Genomic DNA, 25,322 nt, shown 5'->3' with positions numbered 1-25,322 from the left:
CTGAAGCAATGAATTTTCAATCACGCCCAGCAACTGGCAGCGTGCTTCGCGATGCACAGCGACAGCAATGGATCCTTCCGCTGCTGGTCCTCGTCTCCGGTGTGATTGCTAGCTTTGCCTTGTGGAACGTCATGCGTTCGCTCGAACTCCGAGCGATACGCAAGGAGTTCCACGCCTCGTCGATCGAGCGTGCCGAAGTGTTTCGCGCCGGCTTGGCCAGGCCAGTCGATCTGATTCGGTCGGTCGAAGCGATCTACAACAGCTCCACCAAGGTCGACCAATCCGAATTCGACAGCTTCGTCACCACGGTCAAACCAGCAGCCGTTGGCATCGACAGCATTGCCTGGCTAGCAAATGTATCGGGAGAGGATCGCGAGGCCTACGAAAACGGCGAATTCGCTCCGCCCAACGGGATCGTCCAACGCCAATCCGATGGGAAACTTCGGCCGGCCGAGGAGCGCGATCGCTATCTGCCGGTCACGTTTGTCTATCCCCAGGGCGATCCGATGGTCGCATTGGGGGAAGACTTTGGCGTCAATTCCGCGCTCCAACAATCGCTCAACAACGCGATCACGACTCCTGGCCTATCAGCGGCACCGGCCCGGCAAATCTCCCACACCAGCCCAGGACTGCGAGTCCGATTGCTCCGCCCGATCTTTGAACGCGAATCGGCGACAAACGCCATTGCGGGGAAACCGCCCGTACTGCGAGGGGTTGTCGTCGGTGGACTGCGGATCGACGAAGTGCTCGAATCGGCGATCGATTCGCTGGTCCCCGTCGGAATCCATATTCTGCTGCACGAACGAGGCACGCCACAAACCGGGCCGATTGCCTATGCGAGACAGCCCCGCCTGGTCGATGCTTCCGACCACCTCAACAAAACGTCTACTGGTCCCACCGCAGCATCGATGCTGGTCTACGAAGGCAACATCCAACTGGCCGGTCGCCACTGGACCATGCACTTCACAGCAAACAACGACTATGTCGCCAAACGTCGCAACAACACGCCGACGATGGCCTTGGCAGCAGGCATCTTGGCCTCGCTGCTTGTCAGTGGTTTTATCGGTGTGCAATCCCGTCGAACCGAACACGTTCAGCGGCTGGTCAAGACGCGAACACAGGAATTGCAGGCGGCCAAACTTGCCTCCGACGAACAGATCGAGCGGCAACTGGCCCTGGAAGACGAACTGCAGCTCAGTCGCGAGCAATTGAACCTGGCGGTCCGAGGCAGCAACGACGGGATCTGGGACTGCAACACCGAAACGCGCGAGATCTATTATTCGACGCGCTATCTGGAGATGATGGGCTACACGCGAGACGAACTGGGAACCGATCCGGCGGACTCTTATTCGCTGATCCATCCCGATGATCAACCTCGCGTCCGAGAGGCGATCCAGCGGTGCCAAAACGGTCTGGCCGATACGTTTGAACTGGAGTGCCGGGTCCGCCACAAGGAAGGACACTATCTGCATGTCCTGTCGCGCGCCGTCGCCGTCCGCCGCGCCGCCGAAGCGCGTCCCTATCGAATGGTCGGCACGCAGGTCGATCTGACCAAGTGGAAGCAGCATGAACTGAAACTGAATGAATTCAAGACGACGCTCGACCAAACCTATGATTGCGTCTTCATGTTCCGCCCCGACAATTTCCGGTTCTATTATTTAAATCGCGGCGCAATCGAACACCTCGGCTATACCGTCGAGGAACTGGAGCAGATGTCGATCTTCGACATCGATTCGACGATGTCCCGAGATCAACTGAGGGCGTTGTTCGACGAATTGATGGCCGATTCGCAATCCTCGCGACGCTTCGAAACACATCACTGCCGCAAGGATGGCCAGGAGGTCCCCGTCGACGTCTTGATCCAATACGTGGCACCGGTCGATGAACCACCCCGTTTTGTTGCGATTGTGCGCGACATTTCGGAGCGGAGGCAGGTCGAAGCGCGACTTGCCGAACGGACCCAAGTCGCCAACTTGATGGCCGACGTGGGGATCGCCCTATCGCGTGCCGAACACCTGCGCCCCGGTTTGCAGCAATGCTGCCAAGCGGTCGTCAACCGCCTTGGCGCCAGTTTCGCCCGGATCTGGACGATCGATTCCTCCGAAAAGATACTCGACCTGCAGGCCAGTGCCGGGATGTATACCCACATCGATGGTGGCCATGCGCGCGTTCCTGTCGGCAGCTTCAAAATCGGACGGATCGCCGCTTCGCGACAGCCGCATTTGACCAACGATGTGCCCAACGATGGTGAGATCGGCCATCCGCAATGGGCAAAGCGCGAAGGGATGGTTGCGTTTGCGGGCTATCCGTTGATTGTTGGCGACCGGGTTGCCGGTGTCTTGGCCCTCTTCGCCAACCAGCGCCTGGAAGCGAAGACCCTCGAGGGGCTGGCGGCGATCGCCGATACGATCGCTCTGTTTGTCGAACGCAAACGAGCCGAAGACAAGCTTCGCGATTCCCACCGCGAGATCTCCAAACTTTCGCTGGTCGCCAGCAAGACCCAACACTCGGTCTTCATCACCGATGCGTTGCGGCGAATCGAATGGGTGAACCAAGCGTTTACGCTGCTGACCGGTTACACGCTGCAGGATGTTGTCGGTCGGCGACCGGAAACGATTCTGCACGGGGCAGAAACCGATCCTGAAACGGTCGCCGAGATCATCCACACGCTGGGACAGCGGAAGAGCGTGGCAGCGGAAATGTACAACTACAACAAGTTCGGTAAAGGCTATTGGACCGATCTAAAAATCGATCCGGTTTTTGACGGCGAGGGCGAGGTCTGCAATTTCATCGTCACCCAAGTCGATGTCACCCAACGCAAGGAGAGCGAACGGTCGCTGCTAGCCGCCAAAGAGGAGGCGGAACGGGCCAGCGGTGCGAAGAGCGAATTTCTGGCGACGATGAGCCATGAGTTGCGAACGCCGCTCAACGGAGTGATCGGGATGACGGAGTTGTTAGCCGATTCGCCGTTGGATGCACGCCAGCGACGGTTTGTCAGCGCGTGTCAGAGCAGTGGCAATGCGTTGTTGACTTTGATCAGCGACATCTTGGATCTCTCCCGCGTCGAAGCAGGAGGACTGGAACTGGACGACCATCCGTTCGATCTGCTGCAATTGTTCGACGATCTGATGGAATCGATGCCGGCCCGAGTGGGAAAGAAAGATCTCGAACTGCTGTATTACCTGGACCACCCCAACACGTTGCATCTGATCGGTGACAGTCATCGGTTGCGACAGGTGCTGGTCAACCTGATGGCCAACGCGATCAAGTTCACCGAGCGCGGCGAGATCACTCTGCGCGCCGAACTGCAACATCTAAGCGACGAAGAAGCGACGATTTTGTTCTCGATCCAGGACACGGGGATTGGAATTCCGGAAGACCGCCTGGACCGCGTGTTTCAGACGTTTTCGCAAGTCGATGGTTCGATCAGCCGCAAGTACGGCGGATCGGGGCTGGGCCTGTCGATCAGCAAGGCGATCGTCGAAGCGATGGGGGGCCAGATCGGCGTGCACAGCAATGTCGGAATCGGTTCGCAGTTCTGGTTCTCGACCAGCTTTCGCCGAACCGATGTGGCAACCGATTGCCCGCCCCAACGCGTTGTCCAAAGCTTGAAGTCTCGCCGTGTGTTGGTGCTTCAGCCGCATCCAGCGGTTCGAAAAATGATCGTCGATTCGATGACCGCCTGGGACATTCAGGTCGATGCGGTTAGCGATTTTGACGCCGGGCTCGAGCAACTGGGGCAGGCAACAGCGGCGGGTTGGGCGTACGATCTCGTGATCACCGACGAAACCCTCGCCGAACCGTCCGACCCGCCACGGGACTCCGCCATCGGGCAGCATCCCGCCGCGCGAGACGCCGCAATCTTATTGGTGGTGTCGGCGGTCAGCCCAACGTTGATCCAAGAAACCACAGAGATCTGCCACCTGCCAAAACCGGTTGGGCAAACGCAGCTGCACGACGCATTGGTCGAACAATTCTGCCGCGTCGAAAAAATCGAAGCGCCCCGCTGATAGGTCGGTTGGTTGTCATCGACAACCAACATCTTTGCCGATCCACGGGGCACGGTCGCGGCAGCATCTATCGGTTGATTCTTGATACGACGACTTCGGACAGATCGTTGCCAAACGAATGAGCAACGATGACCGGACCTGGCGCGTCTTCCCACAACGTGCTCTGCAACACCGATTCATCGGACGTTAGACCTACCGAGACCGTCGACCACCAAGACGTGCTGTCTCTTAGACATGTTCCAGACTTGGCCTGATTTCGCTGGTCTCGGCAGCGTTGTCACTGGCAATCGAACCGACCACCGGAACACTCGGGTCACTTTCTGAGCGGCTGGTCGGATCGGGTGAAGGGTCCGACGGAGACGCTTCTGCAAACTGTGCGGCGATCTTCACAAAGTCATCTTCTAACGCAACAAACGCGTCGACCATGTCGGGATCAAAGTGGGTTCCCGAATCGCCAACAATGATCGACTTGGCCCGTTCATGACTGAACGCATCCTTGTACACACGTTTCGATGTCAACGCGTCGTAGACATCGGCAATCGCCATGATCCGTCCACACAACGGGATCTCCGACCCCGACAGTCCATGCGGATAACCGCTGCCGTCCCATTTCTCATGGTGTGAAATGATGATGTTCAACGCCATGTCCAAGAAACAGGTGTTGGGGAATTCGTGCAGCAACGATTCGATCGTGTCGGCACCACGCGTGGTGTGCGACTTCATCACCTCAAACTCTTCTTTGGTCAATCGCCCCGGCTTCAACAGAACGTTATCGGGGATCGAAACCTTGCCGATATCGTGCAAGGGACTGGTGCGGCAGATCAGATCGACGTATTCATCGTCGATCTGGTCGGCGAACCGCGGGCATTTCTGCAGGTGTTCGGCCAGGATCCGACAGTACCGCTGCACGCGCTCGAGATGGGCACCGGTTTCGGGATCTCGCGACTCAGCCAGTTTGGCCAAGGCGAAGATCGTCATGTTGGCCGATTCCAATTGAACGATCCGGCGGCCCACACCAACCCGCATCAACAGTTCATGTGGATTGAAAGGCTTGGTGACATAATCATCCGCTCCACCAGCAAATCCCATCGCGGTATCGGCCGCTTGGTCGCGAGCGGTGACGATGATGCAATAGATGTACCGACGTGGACTCAGCCTACGAATCGCCTTGCACAATTCGATGCCGCTGATGCGCGGCATCTCCCAGTCGGTCACGACCACCTGGAAATTATGTTGGTGAAATAATTCAAGCGCCATCTGCCCGTCGTTTGCTGTGGTGACTTGATAGCCCCCTTTTTCCAGCGTCCGAGCGATTGCGGTTCGCGAGATGTAATCGTCGTCAACAACCAATACGTTCATGGCTCTGCCCCTTTCGTCTTCCGAAGACTAGGTCACATTCCCCACGTAGCATCATTTCATGACACGATTCCGCAGCGCGGTTTCCAACGTTGTATCACGTTTACCAGATATCCCGACAAGCAACGTGATCAAACGTGCTCGCCTAGACAACCACTGCCACCTATAGACACGTTCGCATCTGGGGCGACGGCTAATCGAGAAAACGGCTCAGCATCTCGCGCAACCTTTCCAACTTGATCGGCTTGCTGAGATATTCATCCATCCCAGCCTCCATACATCGATCACGATCCCCTTTCATCGCGTTGGCGGTTAAGGCAACGATCGGCATGTGACCAGAACGTTCACCTGTCCTCTCCAGCCGGCGAATTTCGCTCGCCGCGGAAAAGCCATCCATCCCGGGCATCTGACAATCCATCAGCACCAAGTCGTAGCGGTTGGATTCGAGCGCCGTCAGTGCTTCGTCGCCGTTGAAGACGATATCGCAGGTGCAGCCCATCCGAGTCAGCAACTCGTGAATGTACATCTGGTTGATATCGTTATCCTCCGCCACCAGAATGTGGGCCGACAACGTTTTCCTTGACGCCTCTGTGGCCGTTGAGATCGTTGCCGCCGCGGACATGGAGTCCTCGGGAACCGCGATCGCCGTGGCGAGCGCATCGAACAGCGCGCTTGGTCGGACCGGATCCAAGAGGACATCTCCCACCCCCATTTCCGCCAAACGCTTCTGCAACGCGTCGTCCAAATCGGCGGCCAAGCCGATGATCGGCAACCGGCAGGCTTGTGTAAAACGTTGCAATTCGCCACCACCATCCGCAGCGACCGATTGACAATCGACCAGAACGCGAGAGAACGGCTTGCCCTGACGCTCGGCGACTTCAATGGCTTCGCGAGCTTCGGCTAACGATTGGAAGCGTTCAAAAGGACACTCCCACGCTTGCAGGCTATCGAAAATTTGTTGCCGCGCATCGATCGTTTTGTTGACCGACACAACACAAATACCCGCCAACGCGTGGCGGCGATCCGCGACCAAGCCGTTCTGGGGTTCGGTCTCAACGGTCGCCTCAAACCAAAACGTCGAACCGACCCCAGGCTGACTTTCCACCCCGATCGATCCTCCGATGAACTCCACCAACTGTTTACATATCGATAACCCTAACCCCGTTCCGCCGAACTCGCGTGAATCGGAACGGTCGACCTGCGAAAACGGTTTGAAGAGTCGATCCAGGCGGTCGCTGGGGATTCCGATCCCCGTATCGATCACCGAAAATCGCAACCGCATCTGGTTGGCTTGCTGGTCGACGCACTGAGTCCGCAGCGTCACGCTTCCCGACTTGGTGAACTTGACGGCGTTGCTGACCAGGTTCACCAAAATCTGCCGCAGACGATTCTCGTCGCATCGCACGTTCGCACACGCCTGCGAATCGATCTGGCAATCCAACGGGTAACCTTTCTTTTGTGTCGAATACGAAAAGACCTCAGCCACGGAATAGACCAACGTTTCCAAATCGCACCAACGGATATCCAACTCCAGCTTGCCCGCTTCGATCTTCGAGAGGTCGAGGATATCGTTAATTTGTTGCATCAACGCCTTGCCACACGTATCGCCCGCTTGAACAAATTGCCGTTGGCGATCGGTCAGCGACGTGTTCAACAACAACTCGTTCATCCCCAAGATGCCGTTGAGCGGCGTGCGCAGTTCATGGCTCATCGATGCCAGAAATTCGCTTTTCGCCTGGTTGGCCGACTCCGCCGCCTCGCGGGCCTGAAACGCATCGTCCATCGAATCGAGCGTTTGTTCCAGATCTTCCTGGCTGCTGCGCATCGCATCGGTCGCCTGCTGTTTCGACCGGTACATGCGGTAGGCGACCATCGTCAGCCCCAAAAGAACAAGCGTCAACAACCCAGCTAACGTCTTCAAGTGAGACAACAGATCGGCATATTCCTCGTCGCTGATCTCCGATGCGAAGATCAAGTACTGTTCTTCGGCGACCACCGAATCGGCATCCGTGGCGATGCTCTTTCGCAGGTCAACCTTTTGCCACGTCAACGTCCCCGATGAAAATTGGACCTGACCACGAAGCTCCGATTCCACCCGCTTCCAAAGCGCTGAGTCCGTTTTTGAAAGCGGTAGGATCTTGCGATCGGGGAACATAAATCCCCACTCCCGCTCCGGACCGGAGGCTTTCAGCCAATAGCCGCGCTGATTCAGCAGACGCAACCGATGAGCGACGTCGGGACGCACCTCTTCGATGCAGTGCAACATGCCACCAGCAAAGTAGTTGATCACACAGACACCCCGCCGCATTCCCGATTCATCGAAGATCGGCATCGCAAATCGCAGCATCGGACGAAACGGCTGCTCGATCTGGCCGTGTTCGACATTCAGATCGATGGCGGACAAATAGATCTGCCCCGGTTCCAACCTGGACGCCTTCTGAAAGTAATCGCGGGCCGATTTGTCTTGCAGTTCCTCCTCGGGCACGACCCGCCCGTGTTGATTGACCCGCAGCACTTCATGACCCTGTTGATTCAGATAGCGGATCTGATCGTATTCGGGTTTCAATCGGCTGAACACAACCGCCTGCTGCGTCGCTCGATGAAGCGATTCGGAGTCGCCAGCGGTCGCGTAGTCGATCAGGCTGGCGTCGTTTCCCAGTTGGCGCAGGTCGTCGGCGACCGGGCGAAGATTCGATTGAACATGCTGCGCCCAAGCATCGATTCCTGTCCGCTCGTTCGCCAGCAAAGCCTTCTTTAGATGCCCCGCTTCGCGAAGATAGAATCCGCCACAGCACAATACAACGATCCCGCCGAGCAATACGCAAGGGACGGCGGCTGCGAAGCGGCGGTTGCGAGGGGGATCGTGTGGCATTTCTAGAGAGCCTTTTTCAGATGAAGTCAGATCCGAACTCGATCTGGGAAAGTTGTCGACATGAAAAACTCTCAAATTGGAAAACCTGCCACCCCCTATCCGACGTCTTGCGACATCCACATTGCCCACCTACTGACCTGCTATGAATTTCGGCAGCAAGGGGCGCGGATCTGCAATCGCAACCGAAGCGATTGACCGAAGTTGGCCACACGTCGCTGCAGGACGAGCAGGAATCGGTCCGCTGGGCGCCCTAATCCATGCGAGCACGATCGCCATGTGGGCGCATGCGTAAGTTGTGCAGGGACGTGACACCACGTCAACTATCAAGCCTGGCTAGTGGTCCACAGGCACCTGAACTAGCGTCTACGTGGCGATTCATGGGGGGCGGCGAGTGGATACCGATGGATGCCCCGTTTCGTCGCTCCCAACCGTGCTATCGATGCTAGCACTCGCAAAATACAGTGTGAATCTGCAAGTTTCATTTGTTGTACGGCGGGCAAGCGACCGTTACGATATGCGTTAGGTTGTCCGCCCCCCAACGTGCGGTCAACGCAAACGACCCTCAACCACGCGCGAACGACATCGATGTTGTTCGTTCCTACCTGTGGAGCCTTCTGCGATGTTAACGATTCTCGGCCGATCTGGCGGTGCTGGTCAGTATTGTGATGGTGTCTCGCGTCGTAACTTCATCAAAGTCGGCGGGATGACGCTCGGGACGCTTTCGTTGCCCCAGTTGTTGCAGGCCGAAGCGGCCAAAGGCGAGGGGCATCGTCCGCACAAAGCGGTGATCAACGTCTTCCTGCCCGGCGGCCCGCCCCATCAAGACATGTGGGATCTCAAGCAGGATGCCCCCAGCGAAATCCGCGGCGAGTTCCGGCCGATCGGGACCAGCGTGCCGGGGATCGAAATCTGCGAGTTGTTTCCCAAGCTGGCCAAGCAGATGGAGCATTGTGCGATCATCCGTTCGGTCGTTGGCGCTAAAGGGCCGCACTACAGCGACCAATGCGTCACCGGTTGGGACGCTCGGAACAATGAACCGGCCGGCGGCTGGCCGTCGATGGGCGCATGGGTCAGCAAGCTGCAAGGCCCTGCGGGCAACGCGATGCCGCCGCACGTGAGCCTGATGTACAAGACGCGTCATGCGCCATGGGGAGAACCTGGCGCTGGCGGCTTCCTGGGCTTGGCTCATGCACCCTTCCGATTGATGGGTGGCAAAGGCGAAACCTCCAAGATCGACAACATGGTTCTAAAAGACATCACGCTCGAACGACTGCAGGATCGAGCCGGTCTGTTGAAATCGATCGACTCGCTGCAGCGCGAACTCGACAGCACTGGCGCGATGGACGGAATGGATGCCTTCACCAACCAAGCGTTGGGGATCCTGACCAGCAGCAAATTGGCCGACGCGATGGATCTGTCGAAAGAGGATCCCGCGATCGTCGAGCGATATGGCACCGGGGATCCACAGTTCCGCGCCGACGGGGCGCCGAAGATGGTCGAGAATCTGTTGATCGCACGGCGGTTGGTCGAAGCGGGGGCCCGCGTCGTGTCGCTGAACTTCAGCCGTTGGGATTGGCACGGTCAGAACTTCAAACGCGCCCGCCAAGACATGCCGATGCTGGATCAAGCTCTGGCCGCACTGATCCAGGATCTCGTCGAACGCAATCTCGATAAAGATGTCTCGGTCGTCTGCTGGGGTGAATTCGGTCGCACGCCCAAGATCAACGCCAACGCGGGACGCGACCACTGGCCTCGCGTTTCGACAGCGTTGTTGGCCTGCGGTGGAATGCGTACCGGCCAAGTGATCGGTTCGACCAACCGTTTGGGCGAACATGCTGTCGACCGACCGATTCAGTTCCAAGAGGTGTTGGCGACGCTGTATCACAACCTCGGCATCGATCTGAACACGGTTCGCGAGTTCGATCTCCGCGGGCGACCTCAGTATCCTGTCGCTCAGGGAATCGAACCGATCCGCGAACTGGTCTAAGCGTCGGCGGTTGCGATCGGTAGAATCAAGGCTTTGCCCTGGCTCCGCAACCAACTTGCCCGCATGAACGAAATCCCCGAATCGATTCTCCACCAGTTGCTCGCGCCGCGGGGAGCCACACAGATCGAACCGGCTGCCAGCGGCTGGGGACTCAGCGGCGCGAGAGTCTATCGCGTCGAGGCCGATGGGACGAGCTATTGTCTGCGTCGGTGGCCGCTGGGAACCGAGATCGCGCGGGTCGATCAGGTGCATCGCTTTATGTCCGCCGCGCGAACCGGCGGATGCATGCTGGTCCCCGAGGTCGGTTGTCGCCCAGGAACCACCGCGCGGATCGCTAGCGACAACGGTGTCTGGGATCTGACGCGTTGGATGCCCGGCCGATGCCTTTCGCGCGACGAACTGTCCCTTCCGCGGATCGAACAGGCGGCCGCAGCGATCGCCTCGATCCATCGATCCCTTGCCGCTGTCGATTGCCAAGACCAGGTCGCTCCGGCGGTCTTGGCTCGGATCGCGCGGATCGACCAACTGACTCATAACAATCCGTTTGATCGCGTGCTCGCCTCGCCACCGCCGCTGCAATCGCTGGCCCACCGCGCGATGGCACTCTGGAATGCGAACCACGCTGCGATCCGCTATCGCTTGAACGAAGCGGCGGCGGTCCGGGTGAAAACCCAATGGGTACTGCGCGATGTCCACCTAGAACATCTGTTGTTCGACAACCTTGGCAGCGCAACGGAATCGGTTTCAGCGATCGTCGATTACGACGCCGTCCGCATCGACACGCCGGCGACCGACCTGGCCAGATTTCTAGGAAGCTGTGGGGAAATACCTCCCCAGTGGTATAATGCAGCTATCGCTGCGTACCGTCGGATCTGCCCACTGGCTGACGATTCGGAGCGTCTGATCCCCTTGTTGGACGCCGCCACGAGTTTGATAGCGTCGGCAAATTGGACCCAATGGCTGTGCGTAGAGAACCGCAGGTTTGATGCGGGAGCAGAAAAAGCAGTCGATCGGTTCCGAGAAACGATCGATCGTGCGGAAATGCTGTTCCCGTAGCCCCCGCAGCGCAGATATATGTCAGTTGCTGCAGGTTGGTTGGATTTTCGGGCCGCGAGTGAAACGTAATGTGTGCTAACGCACACTAAAAACGTTCGATCGCGCCGACTAAGCTGTTGACCCTGTTTTTGTCGGCACCGTAAAATTTTCTGTCTCTGTAGGGGCAGAGTCGAACACCCAGGCTATCCAGTCGTCTCGGGGAATACACAATATGAAGTGTCAAATTATGGTAAACCACGGATCTCGATTGGCAACGCTGATCTGCTTGCTCGCACTCGCTGTCCCTGCTCTGGCTCAAACCGATCGACGATTTAACCTCGCGCCTCAATTGCCATCGGGCTTGAAGTTGGGGGCTGTCGAAAAAGAGGTGCAACTGACAGCGACCTTCGAACAAGCCGACGGCACCGACCGCGGTCGCGTTCATGTCAAAGCGGTTGTTGCCAAGGACTGGCATCTCTATTCGGTTACTCAGCCCGCCGGCGGTCCCAAGCGAACGCGATTAGAACTGAGCGAAGGCAGCCCGGTCAAGCTGCTCGGTCCGTTCACGCCCAACACCGCTCCGCAGAAATCGAATCCCGAGATCTTCCAAGGCGTGACGGTGGAAGACCATGTGGACGAAGTGATCTGGACGGCGCCGATCCAATTCGCCGATCCAGCGAACTTATCGTCGACCGAATTCGAAATCATCGTCGACGCCCAAGCTTGCAAAGACGCCACCTGCCTGCCAGTCGAAGAGACGCTGACGGCAAAGTTCACCGGCAGCTACGCCCCGCCGATGGCCGGCGGCGAATTCCGCGATGAAAAATCGGTCGTCTCTTGGAGTGCCGAGCTGCTACCGGGCAAGGTGCGCCCCGGCGACGATGCTCAATTGATCGTCCGCGCGACCGTCGATGACGGCTACCATCTGTATAAGTCCTCGACCGTCGACGCCAATTTCTCGACCGTTATGATCGTGACCAAGAAGACTGCGTTGCGCGTTGGCCCGCCGACCGCTTCGACCGAACCGGTGCTCAGCGATCAACAAATCCCCGGCCTCGCCGAGATCGCGTATCACGAAGGGGATGTGACCTGGACATTACCGATTCAAGTCGACAAGACTGCCGAAGCGGGCGAATATCCGCTGGAAGCGATGATCGGCTATCAAGCCTGCACCGACACCAGCTGTTTGGAGCGTCGCGGAATTCGCTTAACCGCCACGATCGCCTTGGGCAAAGAAACTTCGGACGCCGCAACGCCGGTCGCTATCACGTCGATCGAATACAACCAGATCGCTGAAGCGGCCGCTGGGGGCGACTGGGTCGACGATCTGTCGGCCAGTGTCAATCCGGGCAGCGGCAGCGGATTCAGTATCCCACTGGCCCTCGCCTTTGGCTTGTTGGGCGGCGTGATTTTGAATCTGATGCCCTGCGTCCTGCCGGTGATCGGTTTGAAGGTGATGTCGTTTGTCGAACAAGCCGGCCAGGATCGCGGTAAAATCCTCTCGCTGAACCTTTGGTATACCCTTGGGTTGCTGTCGGTCTTTTGGTGCTTGGCAGCCGTCGCAATCGGGTTTCGCACCTTTTACGGCGAATCGTTTTCGTGGGGTGAACAATACACTTACATCCAGTTTCGACTGGGGTTGATGGTCTTCGTCTTTGCGATGGCACTCAGCTTCCTGGGCACCTGGGAGATCCCGTTGCCCGGCTTTGCGACCAACAGCTCCGCCGGCGCGCTGCAGCGGAAAGAGGGCCCCGCCGGTGCGTTTTCCAAGGGCGTCTTTTCGACGGTCCTGGCCACGCCCTGCAGTGGACCGTTCCTGGGCCCCGTCTTTGGGTTCATGCTGACGCAATCGAACTTCGTCGTCGTTGCCGTCTTCACGGCGATCGGACTGGGAATGGCGTTGCCCTATCTGTTGATCGGACTGTTCCCCAGCACGATCGCTTGGCTGCCCAAGCCAGGCGAATGGATGGAGACCCTGAAACAAGGGCTCTCCTTCTTCCTGCTGGGAACGGTTGTTTATCTGTTCGCGGGCGTTCCGGATGAATATCGCGCCGCCGTGTTTGGCATGCTGATCGCCGTCTGGTTCGGTTGCTGGATCATCGGCCGCGTACCGAACTGGGAATCGATGCAGAAGCGGTTTACCGCTTGGTGCACCGGTGCGAGTGCGGCGATCGCGCTAACCCTGTTGATGTTCCACTTGTTGGTTCCCGCGGCGGAGATCATGAAGTGGGAATCGTACAGCGAAGCGAAGTTGATAGCATTGCAAAAGCAGGGCAAAACCGTGATGGTCGACTTCACGGCCAATTGGTGCCCGACCTGCATCTACAATTTTAACAGCGTGCTGAATACCGAATCGATGGCCGAAGCGCTTCAACAGCACAACGTCGTCCCGATGAAAGCCGACTGGAGCCAACCGAGCGACGAGATCAAATCGAAGCTCAGCGAATTGAAAAGCGCTTCGATTCCATTGCTGGCAATCTACCCCGCTGGCGATCCCAAGAATCCGATCGTGCTCCCCGACATCTTGACCGACAGCCAGGTCAAAGCAGCGCTGAAGGCGGCAACCGGATCCGAGTCGGTTCCTCAATCGGCATCGCGCGACAATGGCTTGGTGCGATAACCGGTAAACTTGCCGCAATCCGGACACGCCTCAGTTCCCGGGCAAGCACTTCGATCAGCCCGGTAGAATTGATGCAATCGGTTCGCGTGGTAATCGATAACAGAATGGACACGATTGTCGGACACCAAGTTCCGCTGGGTCTATTCTGCCAGGTTATCGATGCAGGTTATTCATAAGATCATCGCGACGTTCTCGATCGCTCTGCCGCTAGGTTTTGCAGCGGCTGGCGATCCAGCCAAACCGTTGGCTCCGGTGATCGGTTCGGACCAGAGCATGCAGCTTTGGAATCGTGCCGCCCCAGTCAACGGGCCTGCCGCGGCACGAGCCGCTCTGGGACGTCCCGCCCCCGCGCCGCCGCGGCTCGCGGCAACAGCGCTTGGCAGGCCCTTTCCTAAAACGGTTCAACGGGTCTGCGAACCGGTGGCGCCCAAGCCGTCTGCCACCATCGCTCCGGCAGCTGTGCGTCTATCGATCGCTCTCAACGGGCCAACGCCTCCTGAGGACCAAACGCCTTCGCCCAGTGACCGGTTGCCCGATTCGGTGCTGATGCAAGACAATACATCGCAGCCGCAGGAAGTGGCTCCGTCGCAGCCTGTTGAAAACGAACAACCATCGGCCGATGAAGCGCCCGCAATCGATCCGCTGGAACCACCGCCGCTTATCGAAATGCCGGCGATCCAGCTGCAGCCAGCGGAAAACGCCGACGCTTCGCAGAAACCGCTGCCCGATTCGCCAGCGACCTCGTCTAACGATGTCGACGAGGTGCCAAGCATCATCCACACCCAGCGGCTGCCGAAGGTTCAGAAGCCCCAGCGTCTGCCGCACATCATCGGTGAATCGCAGGGATCGGGGCCAAGTCTATACGATGCGTTTCGGCTGCCCGATCTGGACAACCAGCCTCACGAACCGTTGCAGGTCTCGCCGCTGCCCCCTCGGGCCGATCCGCGGCTCGACAGCGAGATCACCGGGATCGCGATCCCCGATGTACCGCCAATGCGACGCGAGACGATCGATCCGCCCCGGACCGAAGCGCTGGCCGAAGACCTGCCCCGCCCCGCAGCAACTCCGTCTCAGCCGCTGCCCCAGTTTGAAGCGCTTTTGGAGAGTATCACCGAGACGCCTGCCGCGGACCCGCAGCCGACCGCTCCGATCGAAGCGATCGCCCCGCCTCGCACCGCGACACCACAACCGGAGGGAGCCAGCGTCGTTGTCGATCGCGTCGATCCCCAGTCGTCGCTGCAACGCGATGGCAAGTGGTGGGATGATGAAGTTCGCAAACCTTTGTTGCGGTTCGATCGATCTCAAGCGATGACGCTGGAAGATGCGTACCGAGCGGCGCTGCGGTTTTCACCCGAGCTGTTGTCGTTGACCGCGGAGGTCGACAGCCGTGGTTACGAGGTCGCTCGACTGGACGCCGGATTCGACTGGACGGTGTTTGTCGAATCGATCTGGGCTCACGATGACGACCCCGTGGGGGACGCGTTGGCTGGTGCCGCCAGCCGTTTGGAAGTCAACGATTACGGCACCCGCTTCGGCGGCCGTCAGCGAAATCGACTTGGCGGGGATCTCGAAATCGCACATCGGACAGGTTTCCGCGATTCGAACTCCAGCTTTTTCACCCCGCCGGATCAAGCCAACCAACGCTTGTCGATCGATTACACACAACCGTTGTTGCGCGGTGCTGGTTACCAAGTGAATACCAGTCCGGTCGAACTGTCCAAGTTCGCCCATCAAGTTTCCGTCGAAGATCTGCAGGCCGGAATCGAGCAGCAGTTGCAAGTGGTCGCCGTGGCGTACTGGAATCTGGTTGGCGTCCGCGGCCGGTTCGTCCAAACCCGAGCATCGTGGCACCGCGCCGACAAACTGTTGAAGATCGTCGAGAAGCGTCAGCAGATCGATGCCGGCAAGGACAACATGAACCGCATCCGCAGCGCAGTGGCGTCTCGCTATGCGGCGACGGTGTCGGCTGAATACGATGTGGTGCGGGCTCAGGAAGCTTTGCTCCGCGAGATCTTTGGTTCCAACTACGCTCAACAGCAAGGCTTTGAATTCGTCACCACGACGCTGCCGCCCGAAACGGGTGTAGCCAGCGACGTGCAGCAAGATGTCGAAGTCGGGTTGGCCTATCGCCCCGAGGTGCGGCGAGCGTTGAAGCAGATTCAATCCGCGGCGATCGAAAACAACGTCGCCGACAACGAGTTGCTGCCGGTTCTGAACCTCGTGTTGTCGACCTATTCGGCATCGCTCCGCGGTGACAAGAACTTCGGCGACGCGTTCCGCGATCAGTTCGTCGATTCCAATCCAGGGATCAGCGGCGGGCTGACGTTTGAGGTCCCCGTTTACAACCGCGCCGCAAACGCTCGGCAACGTCAAACGGTCGCCAATCTAAAACGCTTCGAAGCCGATCTGCAGGGCGTGGCGGCCGATATCGCTTTGGAAGTTCGCGATCGCTGGCTGGCGACAGCCCAAGCTGCCACCGATCTCGACCTCAAAGGACGCGCTCTCGTCTCGGCTCACGAAGATCTCAACTACGTCAACGCTCGGATGCGTTATCTCGCCGACGGGACCAGCTTTACCGATCTCTATCTGGACAACATCCTCCGCGCTCAGGACCGTCTGCAGGCGTCGGAGAATTCGCTGCTGCAATCACAAATTAATTATGGCGTCGCCCAGATCGATCTCGGCCGCGCGACAGGTACGCTGCGGCAATCGTTGATCGGGCCGCCCAATGTCGCTTCGTTTGCCCAGCCGCAGTTGGTTCACTGAGCGATCGACAACAGCGCGCCGACCGCCGTTTCGACTCGTAAAATCCGCGGCCCCAGCGAAATCGTCGACCATCCGGCATCGAGCGCCGACCGAATCTCTTCGGGATCGAAGCCCCCTTCGGGACCGACTGCAAACATCACGGGGTGCTGGCCGCTCGGGTCGGCTGAAACGCCTGTCGGGTCGGCCACGATCCGCTGCACATCGGCCGGCGGATCGATCGTGGAGCCGTCGAACAGCGCGCTTGCTTCGGAAGTGACAAACTCGGGCCATGCGATTGCCGGGGCGATCTGCATCAAACGATTCCGCCCGCACTGTTTGCTGGCGTCGATCACGTACCGCTCAAGCCGCTTCCGTTGGCCATCGCTGGGCTTGGCGACCGAACGGCGGCAGACGATCGGCACGAAGCCGTGAGCTCCCAGTTCGACAGTTTTTTCGATCACGCTGCGAGCGCGATCCCCTTTGGGGAGCGCCACAGCGATCAACAGCATCCGCGGCGATTCGCGATCGACCTCGCCGATCTGATTGATCCGGCATTCCACTCGCTTGCGAGAAACCGATTCGACGGTCGCGAGAGCTTCGTTGTTTTGACCGTCGAACAAGGTCAGCGTCGCCCCCGGTTTGACTCGCATCACGCCGGCGGCATGATGCGCTTCATCGTCGGTCAGGGCGACGCTTGAGTGGCCGATCAGATCGGGAACTAAATACCGTTGACTCATTCGAACGACCGCTTGCTCGCCGTTTCGAAGGTCGGGAAGTCCTTGGGAACTTCGGTCAGCGTGACGTCCCCCGTCGCAGCCCATTCGGTTCCGCGGATCAGTGTCGTGATGAACCCGACGCATTCCATCGAATAATCGGCGTGTCCCATCGGCGTGTGGTAGACGCGTCCCTTGCCGTAATCGATCGTCATCATGATCGGTTCGTGGCGTCCGGTCCCTTTGAAATTTTCGGCGGCAAAGGCGGTTGCCAGGATCGTCATCTTGTCGGCTGGACCCCGCAGTTGTTGATACAGTTCATCTTTGGTGTGCATCCACGAACGGGGCAAACCGCGGGTGATCGGATGGTCGGGATTGCGGACGACGATCTGGTACTCGTGCTGCGGTCCGTGAGCTCCGCCGCGCCCTGGCGACGTATCGCGAACCGTCTTGCCTTCGGCGTCGATGAACACGTAAGGCCCCGATTTCTCATTGCGGCCGCCCCAGCCACCCAGGCCAATCATCTGGTTGTACTGTGGCCATTCGGAGAACGCGTTGTCCGCCGCATGCACCACGACCAACCCGCCGCCAGAATGGACAAACTTGTCCAATGCCGTCTGCGTCTCCTTGGGCCAAGCCGCTGCGCTGTGACCGAAGTTGTTGATCACGACGTCGTAATCGGAAAAGGTTGGCTTGAAGTCGGGGTCGGACTTCGGCTTGCTGAGGCTTTGGTATTTGCGTCCGTCGTTCAGCGGATATTCGTCCAGCAGCTTTCCGCCGTTCCAGGTGTATTGGGTGCGTCGCACGTCGACGGTGAACCGCCCGGTCTCTTCGAGATACCGCTTCATCATGACCGTTGTCTTGGGCCAGTCTCCGTGGTTGTTTTGACCATCGACGATCAACGCTTTCAGCTTTTCAGCAGCTCCGGCGGACAGCGGGACCAGCGCCAGTAACAGCAGTAAAAGGGTACGCAGCATGGGAATTACTCTTGGGTGTTGTTGGGGGAGAGCGTGATCGTCCGGCGGACGATCACGCAAATTATAGCCGTGTCGCGGCAAGGGGTCGCTATTGGCCTGGCGTCGCCAATTCTCGCAACTGTGTCAACGCCGATTCGATCAACATCTCTCCGCTGCCAGGTGCGACCGCAGAGTTGATGACTTCATATCCGCCCCCCGCGAAAGCGCCGCGAGTGGGGATGTACATCGTCTCGTTACTGTTGGCCAGTTCGACGACCAATGTCGTTGGATAGGGAGATCCGCGTTTGATCGCCAGACCGATGTCGACGAAGACCTCACCGGGCAGGAAGACGATCGCCGCTTGATCACCCAACGCGATCGTGGTCACATCGACCGGCAGCGACGCCCCGACGCCACGCAGGCTGTGCACCTGGCGGCGAGGCGTGATATCGGGAACGGGGTCCCCGTGCCGCAGTTGATACAAATGCAACGCTCTGTAGGCCGCGACCCGATCCATCATCGCGATCTTTTCACCCGCTTCGGCTGCGGGGATCAATTGCTGGGCTCGTTCGATTTCCAGTGGCGAAACCTCTTGCAACGGCAACTGGACCACGGCGTGCGAGACTTGCAGACGCGGCGATTCGATTTTAGTAAGCGTTGGCAACGCGTCGACGATCGTTGTCGCCAGCGAGCCGCCGATCATATCGCACTTGTTCCGTTCCTTTTGGTTCGGGTTGGAGTGATTGATGTCGCCACAGGTTCCCGCACCAAACAGCGAGATGGTTTGCGGGCCCAAATGCTTGCGGAGCGCTTGTTCAATGTAAAACGGGAAATCGGCACTCCACTGAGTTCCGCCGACAGTATCCAGGTGCAACGCAAAGTTGCTCATGACGCCCAGCGGTTGATCGTCGGCTGCCGAGCGAAACATCAGCAATCCGATCTCGGGATCGATCGGGCCCGCGGCGCGGACGACTTTCGGATTGCGATGGTTTTGCCATGTTGCAACGCTGCCGTCGCGCATCACAAACCGACGATTGAACGAGACCGGGGTCTCTTGATTGGTTTGGCCTGAGGAGATGCTGGCCGGCACTGCCGCAGCGTTGGCTTGCACGATCGCCGCGACGATCTGGTTGCTTAAGTATTTCGCATAACTCTTTTTCGAAGCTTCGGAATCGGGTTGCTGTTGAACCCGATACAGTTCGGCGAAGTAGTCCGGCGCTGTGTGCGCATGTGTCGCCGAAACGACGATTCGACCGGGCTCGATCCCCGTCGCTTTGGCCGCTTGATCGCGGACCTCTTCGTACAGGTCGCGCGAGACACCGAGCATGTCGCAGAACGCAACCGCACAGGCTGTCTCGCCGTCACGCATCACGATCGCCTTGGCACGCAGCGGATCCCGCTGGCCAGTCGACAACCGCTCGTGGAAATATCCCGCCATCGGATACGACTCCAAAGGCGTGATATCGACATCGGCCACTCCCACCCGCAGATCGTCCGCGGCGCAGGTTGTGGTGACAAGAAACAGGAACGCTGCAACGCGGAGCAACTTGGTAGGCAGAGGCATTGGGTGGGATCTCGTGCGGGGACTCAGGTGGGAAGAACGATAGCTTCTATTTGCCGGCGAATAGTTCCGTGAAGAAGACTCGCATTGCATTCCATGATCGTTTGTCGGCGCGCGGATTGTAAGCCGCACCGGCCGAATTGTCGTTGCCCGCCATCGGCTGCGTGAACGAATGGACGGCACCGGAGTAATAAACCATCTGCCAATCGACGTCGGCGGCGTTTAATTCGGCTTTGAAGGCTTCGATATCGTCAGCCGGAACAAACGGATCGTCCGCTCCGTGGCAGATCAGCAATTTGGCTTCGATGTTTTTCCCGTCCGCTGGCGTCGGGGAATCCAAGCCGCCGTGGAAGCTGACGACGCCACCGATCTTTGCGCCGCTGCGAGCCAGTTCCAACGCGCCGGTGCCGCCGAAGCAGTACCCGATCGCGGCGACTTTGTCGGCCGAGACGTTCTCGATTTTCAGCAGCTGGTCCAGCCCTAGGTTCAAGCGGCGGCGATACAGTTCGCGGTCATTTTTGTAGACGCCCGCTTGCTTTGCGGCGTCCTGGCGGTTGGCGGGACGAATCCCCTTGCCGTAGATATCCGCGGCGAACGCGACGTAGCCCAGTTCGGCCAATTGTTTGCAGCGTCCCTTTTCGTAATCGGTCAGTCCCATCCACTGATGCACGACCAACACGCCGGGAGCATCCGCCTGAGTCTGCTCCGGATCCCAAGCGACAAATCCTTCCAGCGTGACATCGCCATCGGTGTACTGGACAGTCTTGGTTTGGACTTCGGCAGTCGCCGTGTGCAAGCTGACCAGGGAGGCAAACAGAACGACAAACACGTATCGCATGAGAGAGATCCTGAAGGGGGGCGTGAGGTGAGTTAGTCGAGACGCAAAAACGCGAGATCAAGTTTAACGGAAGATGCGGCCCCGATCGAGAATGCGTCCGCCGAAACAGCGGTCGCGTTGCGTCCAACGTTCCCGCAGGGATCGCAAAAGGTTGCCGAGGGTTTGAGCGCACCGAATACCACCGGACGCATCTCGATCTGCTCTGTGATTCCTCCGGGAACATCGAACATGTCGGCCCTCGGCGATCCGGTAGGTGCGCCGCTGCGCGACAACCTCCCGCTACTGTCTTGGATCCCTTCGGGATGATCACATGCGCCCCACAATCTCCGCCCAGTCCGCTCTGGCTCCCATCTCCCGTTAACAGAGGTTGTCTGGTTTCCAGGCTGCGGTTTGTGTCGGTGCGTTCGCAGGAGTGTCCACCCGGAGGTGGGTTTTTGTTGCGCCGAATGAAGGAGGGGGCTTCCGTAGGAAAGGCTCCCGTTCGGATGGATTGTTTGTATTAAGTTGCACTCGTGGAAATTGACTCTGTTTTCGTTAAAGGTACAATCGAAGCCGATCGTTTGGGGTTGCGGGCGACTCATGTTGCGGTGTTCTTATTTTTCTTTCCCCCTCGCCTGCCTGTTGGCTTTGTGCTGAGTTCCATTTTCTTTTGATCAAAGCTCTTCCGGGGCTGGGCGGCTTGCTGGCGCTTGATTGCCCTGTTGCGATCCGTGGGGAAGGTCTCTGCGATCTGTGCGAGTCTATATTTTCCTATTTTGTGATTAAAGGTTGTAATATGGTTCAAAAACTCGAATCGGATTTTTCGTCCACGAAGGGGCGCTCTCGTCGTGGCTTTACATTAGTGGAGCTACTGGTTGTGATTGCGATCATCGGCATCCTCGTCGGTCTGTTGTTGCCGGCGGTCCAAGCGGCTCGTGAAGCGGCTCGGCGGATGAGTTGCTCCAATAACTTGAAGCAGCTTGGGATCTCGCTTCACAACTATCACGACACCTATCTCGCGATGCCAGCGCGGCAGGGAGGTCCAAACTGGACCGGTGGAAGTGCGACCGGAGTGCCGCGTTGGAGCGCTTTTGTCGGTCTGCTGCCGTTTATGGAGCAGCAGCCGCGATATGACCAGATCGTCTCGGGTGGGTACCACGCCTGGCACAACAACGCCAACTCGGGCTATGTCGGCCAGATTGACACGTTTGTCTGTCCATCGGATGGATTGTTTTCGTCGACGGGGCCCGATCGAAACGCTATGTATTCGCCACTCAACTACGGCTTGAATATGGGAGACAACTATGCGATTTCGGTCGATGCCAGCCGTCCCGACCAGGGCATTCGCGGGCTCTTTGGCTATCTGCTGTACCTGAACTTCAGTGCGATCACCGATGGTCTAAGCAATACGATTGCGATGTCCGAAGTCTTGATCTCGCCCGAAAGTTCGCGGCTGGGTCGCGCCGTGGCGAATTCGACCAATGATCCTTTGGCCTGTCGCGGCTATTTGGTCAACGGTCAATACACCTCGGGTTCGGTGATCGCGCAATTCCGCTGCCATGGGCAACGCTGGCAGGACGGGCGTCCAGGTTATTGTGCGGTCACGACGATCTTGCCTCCGAACCAAGCCACCTGCAGCTCGCAAGCTGGTGGCGGAATCTACACCTCTTCCAGTCGTCATCCAGGTGGTGTCCAGGTTGTGCTGGCCGATGGGGCCGTTCGTTTCATCACCGAAACCATCGATTCGGGAAACCTCTCTCTCCCCGCGGTCACATCGGGCACCAGTCCTTATGGCGTTTGGGGTGCGTTGGGCTCGCGCGATGGTGGTGAAGTCAATAAATTGTAGATTCGCCTTTATCACGTTTAATCCAGCCTGTTGTGAAAGTGCTTTTGATGATGCTTTTCTCTCTTCGCCCCCTTGGGTTTCTGCTCTGCGCCGCACCGCTTGTTCTTTTTGTTGGGTGCGGTGGTCGTAAAAGCGACCGCTGGACGCGGGATCGCCCGCCGGTATATCCCGTTTCGGGACAGGTTCTTCTGGATGGCGAACCGCTCCCGCAAGCTACTGTGCTCTTCCAACCCATAGCTCCCGAGGGAAAACCGGGTTCGGCGGTGACCGATGACCAAGGACGTTTCGAGGTGCAAACGTTTGATCCCGGCGATGGCCTGACCGAAGGGACGCATCGCGTTGCCATCAAGAAGATTGCGATGGTGGATAAGGCTGGGAACATCGTTGCAGAAGTCGGCGAACCAGGAAGTGTGACGGAGAAGAACTTCGTTCCTAAACAGTTTTCCGATTTTGAAAAGTCGGGACTGGAGATCACCGTTTCTACAGATGGTGAGAACCAGCTCGAGGCGTTCCAGTTGACGGAGTAGCTGCTTTTACATACGCATTCGCAAACGCATTGTGAATGTTCTGATTGACGTCTTTCGTCCCAATCAATGAAAGGCGTTTTTGTTTTCTGCTCACACTCAATATGGTTTCTCGAATGCTTCGTGTTGGTTTGCTTCGGACGCTTCTCTTCAGCTTGGTAGGACTTGGGGTTCACGTGAATCTGGCGGCGGCTGATCCGCAGCCTCAGTCGGTCGCTGTCGCTTCGCCCGACGATCGATTGTCGCTACGGTTGGATTGTTCCGACGGCACCCTTCGCTATTCCGTACTCGCATCGGGCGAACAGGTGATCGAGCCGTCGCGTTTAGGGTTGGCGCTGCGAGCCGCCCCGTCGCTGTCGGATGGGTTTCAGGTTCAAGCGGTGCGAACCAGTTCGCACGATTCGACGTGGAGTCCCGTCTATGGCGAGCGGAGTTCGATTCGCGACAACTACCGCCACGCCGAGATCGATCTTATCGATTCGCAACAACCGCCGCGGCGGATGACGCTGCGTGTCCGCGCCTACAACGCAGGAGTCGCCTTCGCCTACCATATTCCCGACCAGGATGCCTTAAAAGACTTTGTGATCCAGCGGGAGCAGACCGAGTTCCGGTTTACTGGAAATCACAAATGTTGGCCCGTCTATTCGGCACAAGGCGTCTACGAACAGACGAAGTTGCAAGAAGTGAAGAAGGATTGCGAACGCCCGTTGGTTCTGTCGGCTCGCAAAGATATGTACCTCGCCGTCGGCGAAGCGCGGCTTGTCGATTACGCTCGTATGCGGTTGGAACCTGTCGAAGGTGTCGACAACGCGTTGCAGGCTCAACTGGCCAGCGAAGTTGTTTGCAAGGGAGGCGTAACGACGCCCTGGCGTTACGTGATGGTCGCCGATTCGCCGGCGGAGCTGCTTAACAACAACGCCTTGAGCTTGAACTTGAACGATCCCTGTGCGATCGAAGATACCTCCTGGATTCGCCCCGGCAAAGTCATCCGCGAGGTGACGTTGACTACCGCCGGCGGAAAGGCCTGCATCGATTTCGCGGTAGCCAACGGGTTGCAGTTCGTCGAATACGACGCCGGTTGGTACGGACATGAATACGACGATTCGTCGGACGCGTCGACGATCACCGTCGATCCAAAACGATCCGCCGGGCCATTGGATCTTCACGAAGTGATCCGGTACGGCAAACAGCACGGGATCGGAATCATCGTCTATGTAAACCGGCGAGCGCTGGAAAAACAGCTCGACCAAGTCCTCGACCTCTATCAAGAATGGGGCATCGCGGGAGTCAAATACGGATTCGTAAACGTCGGTCCGCAGAAGTGGACGCGGTGGTTGCACGACGCGGTGCGCAAAGCCGCCGACCATCGATTGATGGTCGACATTCACGATGAATACCGACCGACCGGCTATGAGCGGACCTATCCCAACCTGATGACTCAGGAGGGAATCGGCGGTGACGAAACGTCGCCGTCGAACCAGCAGACGCTGCGGATTCTGTTCACGCGAATGATCTGCGGCGCAGGGGATCATACGATCTGCTACTTCAACAACCGCGTGACGCGGAACGCCAATCACGCCTTTCAATTAGCCAAAGGTGTCTGCTTCTACAGCCCTTGGCAATTCCTCTACTGGTACGATCGCCCCGCCGGTCCCGGGGCAACGGCAGAAGGCCGGATCGGCGACGAACCGGAACTGGAGTTCTATCGGGAACTGCCCGTCGTCTGGGACGAGACCCGCGTCTTGCAAGGAGAGATTGGCGAGTTTGCCGTCATCGCTCGTCGCAGCGGAAAGGATTGGTTCTTGGGAGCGATGAACGGCGACAAACCGCGCACCTTGTCGGTACCGTTGGACTTCCTCAACGACGAGCAGTCTTTTACGGCCCGACGCTATTCGCACGACCCGCAAGTCACCACGCGGACCCACGTCGCGATCCGCAACGAACCGGTCGCTGCCAGCAAAACGCTCGAGATCCCCCTGACCGCTCGAAGCGGCGAAGCGATCCATTTCATTGCTCAGTAAAACCGGAAAGCAGCGAGGCCAGTGTCGCCACACCGCCTTGCGGTTACCCGCACATCTAGTATTGCCATCCAGGCTCTTCAGGGTGGTGTCTGCCAACGAGACAGTAAAACAATTCGGGGGCAGAGCCTGTTTTCAGGTGGTACAAAACTCGCTCTCTGGACGGGCAGGCGTTCTCCCCGAAAATGTAGACTGTCCCCGCTGGGACTGAAAACAATTCGGGGACAGAGCCTGTTTTCAGGTGGTACGAAACTCGCTCTCT

General features: G+C 58.4%; 15 protein-coding genes. 8 read left to right on the top strand and 7 right to left on the bottom strand.

Annotated features, from left to right (window positions below; genetic code table 11):
* The first annotated feature begins 8 nt into the window (after positions 1 to 8).
* Complete coding sequence (locus EC9_RS01000) at positions 9 to 4,010, top strand: PAS domain S-box protein (protein WP_218934495.1); 4,002 nt, start codon at positions 9 to 11, stop codon at positions 4,008 to 4,010.
* Between the two features lie 228 nt (positions 4,011 to 4,238).
* Here the strand turns inward: EC9_RS01000 and EC9_RS00995 are convergent, their stop codons facing one another.
* Positions 4,239 to 5,369 carry an HD domain-containing phosphohydrolase gene (locus EC9_RS00995; protein WP_145341599.1) on the bottom strand — a complete coding sequence of 377 codons (1,131 nt, stop codon included), beginning with the start codon at positions 5,367 to 5,369 and terminating at the stop codon, positions 4,239 to 4,241.
* A 190-nt stretch (positions 5,370 to 5,559) separates the two neighbouring features.
* Positions 5,560 to 8,238, bottom strand: coding sequence for a hybrid sensor histidine kinase/response regulator (locus EC9_RS00990; RefSeq protein WP_145341598.1), 2,679 nt, complete (start codon positions 8,236 to 8,238; stop codon positions 5,560 to 5,562).
* A 619-nt stretch (positions 8,239 to 8,857) separates the two neighbouring features.
* Here EC9_RS00990 and EC9_RS00985 point away from each other — a divergent pair.
* The 4 genes from EC9_RS00985 (at position 8,858) to EC9_RS00970 (ending at position 16,646) form a co-directional block, all read left to right on the top strand.
* Complete coding sequence (locus tag EC9_RS00985; protein ID WP_145341596.1) at positions 8,858 to 10,225, top strand: DUF1501 domain-containing protein; 1,368 nt, start codon at positions 8,858 to 8,860, stop codon at positions 10,223 to 10,225.
* Between the two features lie 63 nt (positions 10,226 to 10,288).
* Positions 10,289 to 11,281, top strand: coding sequence for an aminoglycoside phosphotransferase family protein (locus EC9_RS00980; protein ID WP_145341594.1), 993 nt, complete (start codon positions 10,289 to 10,291; stop codon positions 11,279 to 11,281).
* A gap of 211 nt (positions 11,282 to 11,492) precedes the next feature.
* Positions 11,493 to 13,880 carry a protein-disulfide reductase DsbD family protein gene (locus tag EC9_RS00975; RefSeq protein ID WP_145341592.1) on the top strand — a complete coding sequence of 796 codons (2,388 nt, stop codon included), beginning with the start codon at positions 11,493 to 11,495 and terminating at the stop codon, positions 13,878 to 13,880.
* A 159-nt stretch (positions 13,881 to 14,039) separates the two neighbouring features.
* The gene (locus EC9_RS00970) at positions 14,040 to 16,646 is read left to right on the top strand and encodes a TolC family protein (protein WP_145341590.1); all 2,607 of its coding nucleotides are present in this window, start codon (positions 14,040 to 14,042) and stop codon (positions 16,644 to 16,646) included.
* Here EC9_RS00970 and EC9_RS00965 read toward each other — a convergent pair.
* From EC9_RS00965 to EC9_RS00945, 5 genes are all read right to left on the bottom strand, one after another.
* A complete protein-coding gene (locus EC9_RS00965; RefSeq protein ID WP_218934494.1) occupies positions 16,640 to 17,362 on the bottom strand; it encodes an RsmE family RNA methyltransferase in 723 nt (240 codons plus the stop codon). The genes EC9_RS00970 and EC9_RS00965 overlap by 7 nt on opposite strands.
* Complete coding sequence (locus tag EC9_RS00960) at positions 17,359 to 18,315, bottom strand: ThuA domain-containing protein (protein ID WP_145341586.1); 957 nt, start codon at positions 18,313 to 18,315, stop codon at positions 17,359 to 17,361. Before EC9_RS00960 ends, EC9_RS00965 begins: the two co-directional genes overlap by 4 nt.
* Before the next feature lie 88 nt (positions 18,316 to 18,403).
* Positions 18,404 to 19,858, bottom strand: coding sequence for a neutral/alkaline non-lysosomal ceramidase N-terminal domain-containing protein (locus EC9_RS00955; protein WP_218934493.1), 1,455 nt, complete (start codon positions 19,856 to 19,858; stop codon positions 18,404 to 18,406).
* Between the two features lie 46 nt (positions 19,859 to 19,904).
* The gene (locus tag EC9_RS00950; RefSeq protein ID WP_145341584.1) at positions 19,905 to 20,693 is read right to left on the bottom strand and encodes a dienelactone hydrolase family protein; all 789 of its coding nucleotides are present in this window, start codon (positions 20,691 to 20,693) and stop codon (positions 19,905 to 19,907) included.
* 32 nt (positions 20,694 to 20,725) lie between these two features.
* Entirely contained in the window at positions 20,726 to 20,923 is a 198-nt protein-coding gene (locus EC9_RS00945; RefSeq protein WP_145341582.1) for a hypothetical protein, read from the bottom strand.
* Between the two features lie 545 nt (positions 20,924 to 21,468).
* Here EC9_RS00945 and EC9_RS00940 point away from each other — a divergent pair.
* The 3 genes from EC9_RS00940 to EC9_RS00930 all read left to right on the top strand — a co-directional run bounded on the left by EC9_RS00940 (position 21,469) and on the right by EC9_RS00930 (position 25,063).
* Complete coding sequence (locus EC9_RS00940) at positions 21,469 to 22,518, top strand: DUF1559 domain-containing protein (protein ID WP_145341580.1); 1,050 nt, start codon at positions 21,469 to 21,471, stop codon at positions 22,516 to 22,518.
* A 32-nt stretch (positions 22,519 to 22,550) separates the two neighbouring features.
* Complete coding sequence (locus EC9_RS00935) at positions 22,551 to 23,045, top strand: hypothetical protein (protein ID WP_145341578.1); 495 nt, start codon at positions 22,551 to 22,553, stop codon at positions 23,043 to 23,045.
* A 113-nt stretch (positions 23,046 to 23,158) separates the two neighbouring features.
* Positions 23,159 to 25,063 carry a glycoside hydrolase family 97 protein gene (locus EC9_RS00930; protein WP_218934492.1) on the top strand — a complete coding sequence of 635 codons (1,905 nt, stop codon included), beginning with the start codon at positions 23,159 to 23,161 and terminating at the stop codon, positions 25,061 to 25,063.
* Positions 25,064 to 25,322: the final 259 nt, after the last annotated feature.

Origin of the sequence: Rosistilla ulvae (assembly GCF_007741475.1) — a bacterium.
In the GTDB taxonomy this organism is placed as follows: Bacteria; Planctomycetota; Planctomycetia; order Pirellulales; family Pirellulaceae; genus Rosistilla; species Rosistilla ulvae.
This window is presented reverse-complemented; position numbering and strand designations above follow the sequence as displayed.

Bases quoted from the DNA above. Each gene is read 5' to 3' on its own strand.
- EC9_RS00980 (WP_145341594.1), top strand. From the start codon at position 10,289: ATGAACGAAATCCCCGAATCGATTCTCCACCAGTTGCTCGCGCCGCGG.
- EC9_RS00965 (WP_218934494.1), bottom strand. From the start codon at position 17,362: ATGAGTCAACGGTATTTAGTTCCCGATCTGATCGGCCACTCAAGCGTC.
- EC9_RS00970 (WP_145341590.1), top strand. From the start codon at position 14,040: ATGCAGGTTATTCATAAGATCATCGCGACGTTCTCGATCGCTCTGCCG.
- EC9_RS00990 (WP_145341598.1), bottom strand. From the start codon at position 8,238: ATGCCACACGATCCCCCTCGCAACCGCCGCTTCGCAGCCGCCGTCCCT.
- EC9_RS00955 (WP_218934493.1), bottom strand. From the start codon at position 19,858: ATGCCTCTGCCTACCAAGTTGCTCCGCGTTGCAGCGTTCCTGTTTCTT.
- EC9_RS00975 (WP_145341592.1), top strand. From the start codon at position 11,493: ATGAAGTGTCAAATTATGGTAAACCACGGATCTCGATTGGCAACGCTG.
- EC9_RS00950 (WP_145341584.1), bottom strand. From the start codon at position 20,693: ATGCGATACGTGTTTGTCGTTCTGTTTGCCTCCCTGGTCAGCTTGCAC.
- EC9_RS00960 (WP_145341586.1), bottom strand. From the start codon at position 18,315: ATGCTGCGTACCCTTTTACTGCTGTTACTGGCGCTGGTCCCGCTGTCC.
- EC9_RS00930 (WP_218934492.1), top strand. From the start codon at position 23,159: ATGCTTCGTGTTGGTTTGCTTCGGACGCTTCTCTTCAGCTTGGTAGGA.
- EC9_RS00940 (WP_145341580.1), top strand. From the start codon at position 21,469: ATGGTTCAAAAACTCGAATCGGATTTTTCGTCCACGAAGGGGCGCTCT.
- EC9_RS00945 (WP_145341582.1), bottom strand. From the start codon at position 20,923: ATGTTCGATGTTCCCGGAGGAATCACAGAGCAGATCGAGATGCGTCCG.
- EC9_RS01000 (WP_218934495.1), top strand. From the start codon at position 9: ATGAATTTTCAATCACGCCCAGCAACTGGCAGCGTGCTTCGCGATGCA.
- EC9_RS00995 (WP_145341599.1), bottom strand. From the start codon at position 5,369: ATGAACGTATTGGTTGTTGACGACGATTACATCTCGCGAACCGCAATC.
- EC9_RS00985 (WP_145341596.1), top strand. From the start codon at position 8,858: ATGTTAACGATTCTCGGCCGATCTGGCGGTGCTGGTCAGTATTGTGAT.